This is a genomic window from Subsaximicrobium wynnwilliamsii, from assembly GCF_007997225.1.
In the GTDB taxonomy this organism is placed as follows: Bacteria; Bacteroidota; Bacteroidia; order Flavobacteriales; family Flavobacteriaceae; genus Psychroserpens; species Psychroserpens wynnwilliamsii.
Map to the genome: position 1 here is coordinate 1 of NZ_VORM01000048.1, position 7,880 is coordinate 7,880.

Below are 7,880 nucleotides of genomic sequence, written 5' to 3' on the forward strand. Positions count from 1 at the left end.
AGGAATCAAGTAGTTCGCGGATTTTGGGAACGGCGGAACTCACTCAATCGCACTATCTCAGGGAAAGCAACAACAAAACACCATAATTCCAGGCCACTTTTCACAACATCGCGTATAATTAATTGCTTGACCTGTTCTCCTTCCGAAAATCCTCGCAGATGCCCAAGTTCGTTTTTATTTGCTAAATTAGCGCTTGAGACACGCAACTAATCATACTCAAGAGCGTTGTGCTTCATTATGACCGACATTATGCGAATTGATTAACTAAAAGTTTTTAATATGTCATTAGTAAATTGTTTAGAATGCAATCAGAAAATTAGTGATAAAGCAATTGCATGTCCGCATTGTGGAAATCCTATGAATGTTAGTGTAACCGAATTGGAAAATAGCTCTGGATTATTAAGCTTTCCTAATCTACCCGAAAATTTAGAATTAAGAGAAAAAATCGAACATACTACCTTTCATGGACACTATAATAATAATGAAAATAGTGACCTGACTTTAACAAAAAGCGGAGATGTTATAATTTACAGTTTTGAAAATGGAGTAGAAATATCGGTCAATCATGAGTACGGAATACAAAAGCTCGAAATTCATAAAGAGCAAATTATTAGTATTAAACAAACTTCGTTTAGCGAGATAAAGGAAATTGATAAATCAGTGATGGGAAGAGCTCTCGTTGGAGGACTTATTTTGGGTCCAATAGGCGCTATTGTAGGAGGAATTTCTGGAGTAGGAAGTAACAAAAAAAATATTGAGAAATATTATTTAGTGATTAATTATTGGAGCATAGATACAAAAACCATACAGACTCTTTTATTTAGTGCAGATAAAATGTTTATTACTTCTTTTATTAGAGTTTTTGAAAATGATTTAAAATATATAGAAATTTCAAAAAAAGTTCACGAAGAAACTGGAAAATGGACTAAAGATGCAACTTACGGCCTTATTGCATTAATTATTTTTGTAGTTCTTTTTGTAATTATAATTATAGGGATATTCTCATAAATAAATTTTTAGGATAGCCGACAAATAATTAATAACGTAATGCATTTATTACCATAAAAAAAAGTCAAATTTTACAATAGTATTATCATAGTTTTGTTTAAAATTAAAAATTAAAAGTAATTAGTGAAGAATAAATAACGAAAGCACAACACCGTGTATAAACCATTGCTGGGTCTGTGCTTATCTGGAAAATTCTTGAGGATTTTCCAGCGGAGTTTTGTACTTTTAATGGTTCGTGTGTGAGACACGCAACGGCTCATACACATCAACGTTGTGCGTCATATCACAAAAATCCCGCTGAAATTGAAAAATTAAACGGATTCTAATGCCGAAAATAAATTAAAACCAAAATTCAAAATAGATACTGAATTCAAAATAGAAACTCAAAAAAGCATTACGTCGAAATTATCACTCAATCGAAATGCCAATCCGAAAGTTCTGTACGAAACTGGAAAAATCCGCGCTTAATTGAAATTTTGACTGAAAATCAAACTAAAAATCATTACGCCGAAATTTACTCTTACGGAAAAAATCTGGCGGAAAGGAATTGAATTTTTTTTTTTTGTTTTTAAGTACAAATCTAATAATCAGTGTTTCTCTAAAATAAAATCCTTTTGAAAGAAAAAAATATAGATAAGATAAAAAAGTTAATTGCAGGATTAACTGGTTTGTCCTGTATATTTATGGCAATCTTATTTATTGCTGGATTAATTGGAATTATCTATATGATTTGGACTTTCCTAAAATTTATTAATCAATAATGGAAACACAAAAACTCAAACTAAAATTTGATAAAAGATTAAACAAAATAACTAAATTAGAGCTTTAAAGAAAAAAAAATCGAAATCAAATCAGACGTAAAAAACTATGCGTGGAAAAAGGAAAATACGACGCACAACACCGTGTATAAACCATTGCTTGGTCTGTGCTCATCTGGAAAATTCTTGGGAATTTTCCAGCGTAGTTTTGTGTCTTTAATGGTTCGTGCTTTAACACGCAACGGTCCATACACATAAACGTTGTATGCCATTTCAAAAAAAAATCCCGCTGAATTTGAAATAATAAAAAAGCTGACCCTTAAAAATGTGGACGGAATAAAAAATGGGACTGGAAATCCACACCGAAACTGAAATTAAAAAACAGCGGAAATTGGGCGGAATGAAAAGCGAAATTTTTTTTTTTTTTAAGGGTAAAATTCCAAGGACAGGTTTATCGACAACAAAAAATCTGGAATTGAAAAACTGACCGAATCTGGAATCTGGAAAATAATGCCGAACGAAATCTGAAAAGTAAATCGGACTTTAAACAACAACATCGGATTTTACTCGGTCGCACGCAATCTGTACGTCGGACTTTACTCGGACGCACCCAATCTGGACGTCGGATTTTACTCGGACGCTCGAAAAATAAAACAACGGACTTTACTCGGACGCGGAAAAATCACAGAGCGCAGAGAAAAAACGGCATACAACACGGTGTATAAAACATAGCTGGGCTTGGGCTTTATCGAAGGTCTGTGCATATTTGTAAAGTCCGCCAAATCTTTGATTCGGGCATTCATATTGAAAAGTATGTTCCAAATCAAAGATTTGGCTAATTGCTAATCCGAAAATTATTGTATTTTTATACGCTACGTTTCATACACTGAACGTTAGCACACAGTTGTCTGCTCCAGAAAACACAGATAAACAACAAAATCTTCTGATTTTTAAGAGTAGAAACTGAAAAACCACACCGAAATTATAATAGATACTGAAAAACCAAAACGGCGGAATTATCACTCGTGTGAATAATTTTATTTTTTGGCCTTCCGATAATAAGTCGCATAGCTGGAAAACCTGTGCTTGACCAAAGTTTGGGCAAAATTTTATTTTAGATATACGCGGAAATCAAATCTAACGAAAAAAACTGCGAAAAGGAACCGAAAATTTTTTTGGTTTTTTAGTTGCAAAACTGAAACTTTGCCCTTCCCTACAATCTGAAAAAAATATTTTAAAACTCATTGCGAAAAATGGCAGCGGAATTTAAAAGGAAATTTTTAACCTGGATTTCTAAACAAAATTATGTCGGACTTTACTCTGTAGTTAAAAAATAATAGCGAAGGAAAGAATAAACCGTGTGCTAACACCGTGTATAGACCATTGCTGGGTCTGTGCTTTTTTTGGAATATTATGGGAATCCTCAAAAGTTTGTCTATATTTGGATTGGTTCGTGTGTGAGACACGCAACGGTCCATACACCAAAACGTTGTAAAATATAGCAGAATTTACTCAGACCCAAAAAATCCAGGCTCTGAAAACTGTCTGGTCTGAACTATTCCAGAAAACCAAGTGTTGCGGAAACTTGAGCAAGTTTGCGGAATTTAAAATCGGATTTTATTTCAAAAAAATAGTCGATTAAAGATGGGCATTCTAAAGCAAGTTTGCGGAATAAATAACGGATCCTATACAGTTTGCGGAATTTCTCAAGATGCGGAATTTAGCCAGATGCGGAATTATGCACGATGCGGAATTTAAGCAGTACGCGGATTTGCTTACTCGAGAGCACAACTCAAATGAGTATTTTATCTAAAGTCTGAAATTCACGAAACTACATTTTACAACATCGCGTATAATTAATTGCTTGGCTTGTTCTTCTTCCGAAAACCTTCGCGGATGCCCAAGTTCGTTTTTATTTGCTAAATTAGCGATTGAGACGCGCAACTAATCATACTCAAACACGTTGTGGTGCATTTGAGAAAAATTGAACATTTGAACAAAATATTGAACATATTTATATTATTTGTCCAAATCGGAATCACATTGATTACGATGATTGCAATATATATGATTTTTGCAATTTCCGACTTTCGTGGAGGATTTGATGGAATTATTGGAATTGCAGTTTTTCAGCCGATTATGGCAATTGTCTTTTCACTAATTACCGTTTTTGCTTGTGGATTAATGGGACTTCCAATTCGGATTAATAAAAAACTTAATGAATGGTGGCGGACAAAATTTTATGTATCAATAATACTGACATTTATTGGACTACTTTTTTGCATAATGTCATTTCTGCCGAATTTAGTTCAGCAAGTCGAATATGAAATTGACGGAATTATGGAAATTGTAACAATTCCAAATATATTTTTCGCGATTTCAGGTTGGTTTTTAATCGCTTTTGGAATTTTACACTCATTTCCACCATATAAATTACAACAGAAAATAACGTATTGGTTAAATAGAAAATTTAGGAGTAAAAATAATAATATTGTGTCTGACCGTATTAAAACTTAAATAAGTAGAACTCAATAAAAATAAAAAGGTAATAAAATACCGTATAAAATTAATAGCGGACTTGTACTAAATCATAGGTAGTGGTGGATTTGAGAAAACCGATAAATAGGAATAAAACCAATGGAATTAAATTTGGCCTTGTAAATTGTTTGATTTCTATTGGAATAGGAATATTTATAATAAAAACCGGATTTAGTCCAAATGGAAATGTAATTTTAATAACGTCAACTCTTGCGATATTTTTATGTGGATTGATATTTTGGAATTTGTTAAAAGTGAAAACCGGTTCAAAAGCAATATTGGCAGGAGTTTTAACCGGTTTAATGTCTCACCCTTTAACATGGTTTTTATTGATTATAATTAATAACTCATGTCATTTTTTTCATCTAAACTGTAGTGCCGAATATATTTATAGTGATGGAACTATAACAGCTTCAAATATCATCGGCGAAATATTTGGTGGTACAGTTATGAGCCTATTATTTTTTGGATATATCACAATTTTTACATCGAGTATTTTGTCTTACCTATTTTTTAAATACACTGAATGGCAGGATTAGGATTTATTTTCATTGTTCTTCCAATTTCAGTAACTCTTTTTTTATTGTGGATTTTAACTAAAAAAAAGTTTTTCGGAATTGCGCTAATTGGAATGTGGGTCGGAATGATTTCATTATGGATTTTATCGGCAATCCTTCAACCATTTTACGCGAAAAAGGTTCTTGACAAATCTGATTTTTATGGCGAATATGTAATTGACCGAGAATATTTTGCAGGAAACCAAGCGGATTGGCAATACAATAACTTCCGATTTGAAATTAAAGAAAATGACTCAATTTACTTTTACGTAACAAACGGAAAAATTATTAACGAAACTTATAAAGGAACAATATCAACTCTTGCTCCATATCAATCGGCGAGACTTGTGATTGAAATGGAAAAACCAACGCATCATATATTGACAACTAATCCGACAATCTATCGTGAAATCTGGGATTTTTTTATGGTGTTTAATTCACCAAAATTTCATAATATGTACTTCCGAAAAGGGGAATGGAAAGAAATCGAATAAAAAAACATAGAAAAACGCACCACAACACCGTGTATAAACCATTGCTGGGTCTGTGCTCATCTGGAAAATTCTTGGGAATTTTCCAGCGTAGTTTTGTATCTTTAATGGCTCGTGCTTTAGCACGCAACGGTCCATACACAACAACGTTGGCAACAAGCTGAACCGACCAAGAAAAAGAAGTAGTTAATTTGGAAATTTTTACTTCTTACTAACATTCCGATTTCACAATTGAATGAATATGACATTGACTGATTTAACAAATAAAGAAAACGAATTATATTTATTTACAATTAACCTTTACAACGGAAAAGTAAATTCGGGCAGTAAAGACTTGACTTTAGATAAAGTTTATGCCGAATATAAAAATGTTCATAAGGAATACGCTAAAATGGCAAACAAGGACATTGAAAGTTTAAAAAGAGGTTTATTTATTCAATGGTATTCTATGACAGAACCAAATTATCTGACTGGAATAGCGGAATTAGATGAAAAATCAGAATTGAAAATAATAGCGGAATTGAAAAATCGGATTGACAAAAATACGACTGATAATGAATTAAATTGGATGCTAAATCATTATTTGGAATGGAATTATGTTTTCGAGAAATTTAAAAACATTGCCGATTTAAGGAAAAAAGAAAACCTTAAAAACCTAACAAACAAAAAACCGAAAATGATTAATCGAGGACAAATGGGAATTTATTGGAATTCGATAATAGAAGAATAAAGCCAGTTGCCAACACCGTGTATAAACCATTGCTGGGTCAGTGCTCATCTGGAAAATTCCTGCGGAATTTTCACGTAGATTTGTACTTGGAATGGTTCGTGCTTTCACACGCAACGGTCCATACACAACAACGTTGTAAAATATAGCAGAATTTACTCAGACCCAAAAAATCCAGACTCTGAAAACTGTCTGGTCTGAACTATTTCAGAAAACCAACTGTTGCGGAATTTTGAGCAAGTTTGCGGAATTTAAAATCGGATTTTATTTCAAAAACGGTCTAATAACGAGGGATTTTCTAAAACAAGTTTGTGGAATAAATAACAGAACCTATCCAGGTTGCGGAATTTCTCGAGATGCGGAATTTAGCCCGGTGCGGAATTCAAGCAGTTCGCGGATTTGCTTACTCGAGCGCACATTTTAAAAGAGTATTTTATCTAAAGTCTGAAATTCAAGAAACTACATTTTACAACATCGCGTATAATTAATTGCTAGGTCTGTTCTCCTTCCGAAAATCCTCGTGGATGCCCAAGTTCGTTTTTATTTGCTAAATTAGCGCTTGAGACACGCAACTAATCATACTCAAGAGCGTTGTAAAAAATGGCGGAATTCACTCAGAACTAGACAATCGAAACTCAAAAAAGCTTTTCTTTTTACGGTCGCGGAATTTTTATTTCAGATTTCTAAACCAGTCCCATAAATGAAAAACGGAATTACAAAATCAGAAAAGTTTGCGGAATCTTGAATTAATCAAATCCACTCTGAGTAAAATCGTGTTGCGGAATTGCTCACTCATACGGAATTTCCCACTCGAGAGGAATCAAGTAGTTCGCGGATTTAGGGAACGGCGGAATTTACTCAATCGCACTATCTCAGGGGAAGCAACAACAAAACACAATAATTCCAGGCCACTTTTCACAACATAGCGTATAATTAATTGCTGGGCCTGTTCTTCTTCCGAAAACCCTCGCGGATACTCTAGTTCGTTTTTATTTGCTAAATTTACTGCTTGAGACACGCAACTAATCATACTCAAGGGCGTTGGCATTCATTGGCGAAACGCACGCTGAACCTAAAAAAAATAAATTGTGGAAACAGAAAGTAAATCGGAAAAAAGAACTTTACTAAACGGAATTGGGATAAATATTTTTGCAATATTTATCGGAATTATTATTACTCTAATTATTGCCTCAAATACTTCTTCTGATATGCCAGCGAGTTCAAATCACGGAGCAATATTTCCGTTTTTTAATGCAATTTTGTTCGGAATTATAACATTAATCGCTTATTTGAGTTTAAAAAATATTTTTAAAAATTATAGTTGGGTAATCACACTAATAGGAATTTTGATTACGATTTTCGCATCAACAAAAATATAATGCGGAATTTGAGCAAGTTCATGAATCCAAACTATATTCTGAATCTAGCAAGTTGCGAAATTGCTCACTCAAACGGAATTGAGAAAGTTTGCGGAATAAATTCCTGACCGAATTCACTCAAACGCTTAAAAAACAGAAAACGGAATTAAGCTGAATAAAAACAACGAAATGCCAACACCGTGTAAAAATAATTGCTTGGTTCTCGCCTACTTGGAAAATCCTACGGATTTTCCTCCGGTTCGTTCTATTTTTGCTAAATTAGGTGCTTAAACACGCAACTATTCTTACACATAACCGTTGTAGTGCATAAAAACCAAACTTTATGGAGATAGGAAATAAAATGATAAAACTTAATTGGAAATTTAGAATTGTGTCAGCAATTTTAACTGGACTTTTATTTGTTGGAATTATGTGTCTGATGG

At 33.2% G+C, this 7,880-nt stretch carries 7 protein-coding genes; all 7 read left to right on the forward strand.

Features of this window, described 5'->3' with window-relative positions; all coding sequences use genetic code 11:
• The first annotated feature begins 279 nt into the window (after window positions 1-279).
• On the forward strand, window positions 280-1,008 hold the full coding sequence (locus ESY88_RS19875; protein WP_147088452.1) for a zinc ribbon domain-containing protein: 729 nt from the start codon (window positions 280-282) through the stop codon (window positions 1,006-1,008).
• A gap of 614 nt (window positions 1,009-1,622) precedes the next feature.
• Complete coding sequence (locus ESY88_RS21250) at window positions 1,623-1,769, forward strand: hypothetical protein (RefSeq protein WP_189702674.1); 147 nt, start codon at window positions 1,623-1,625, stop codon at window positions 1,767-1,769.
• Window positions 1,770-3,758: 1,989 nt separating this feature from the next.
• Entirely contained in the window at window positions 3,759-4,283 is a 525-nt protein-coding gene (locus tag ESY88_RS19880) for a hypothetical protein (RefSeq protein ID WP_189702675.1), read from the forward strand.
• Between the two features lie 83 nt (window positions 4,284-4,366).
• Window positions 4,367-4,843 (forward strand): hypothetical protein, encoded by a 477-nt coding sequence (locus ESY88_RS19885; RefSeq protein ID WP_189702676.1) that lies wholly within the window; start codon window positions 4,367-4,369, stop codon window positions 4,841-4,843.
• Window positions 4,831-5,355, forward strand: coding sequence for a hypothetical protein (locus tag ESY88_RS19890; protein ID WP_147088455.1), 525 nt, complete (start codon window positions 4,831-4,833; stop codon window positions 5,353-5,355). The genes ESY88_RS19885 and ESY88_RS19890 overlap by 13 nt, the downstream gene beginning before the upstream one ends.
• A 238-nt stretch (window positions 5,356-5,593) precedes the next feature.
• The gene (locus ESY88_RS19895) at window positions 5,594-6,082 is read left to right on the forward strand and encodes a hypothetical protein (RefSeq protein WP_147129061.1); all 489 of its coding nucleotides are present in this window, start codon (window positions 5,594-5,596) and stop codon (window positions 6,080-6,082) included.
• A gap of 1,085 nt (window positions 6,083-7,167) precedes the next feature.
• Window positions 7,168-7,458 carry a hypothetical protein gene (locus tag ESY88_RS19900; protein WP_147088604.1) on the forward strand — a complete coding sequence of 97 codons (291 nt, stop codon included), beginning with the start codon at window positions 7,168-7,170 and terminating at the stop codon, window positions 7,456-7,458.
• The last annotated feature ends 422 nt before the right edge of the window (window positions 7,459-7,880 follow it).

Coding starts and splice junctions, on each gene's coding strand:
- ESY88_RS19895 (WP_147129061.1), top strand. CDS start 5,594: ATGACATTGACTGATTTAACAAATAAAGAAAACGAATTATATTTATTT.
- ESY88_RS19890 (WP_147088455.1), top strand. CDS start 4,831: ATGGCAGGATTAGGATTTATTTTCATTGTTCTTCCAATTTCAGTAACT.
- ESY88_RS19875 (WP_147088452.1), top strand. CDS start 280: ATGTCATTAGTAAATTGTTTAGAATGCAATCAGAAAATTAGTGATAAA.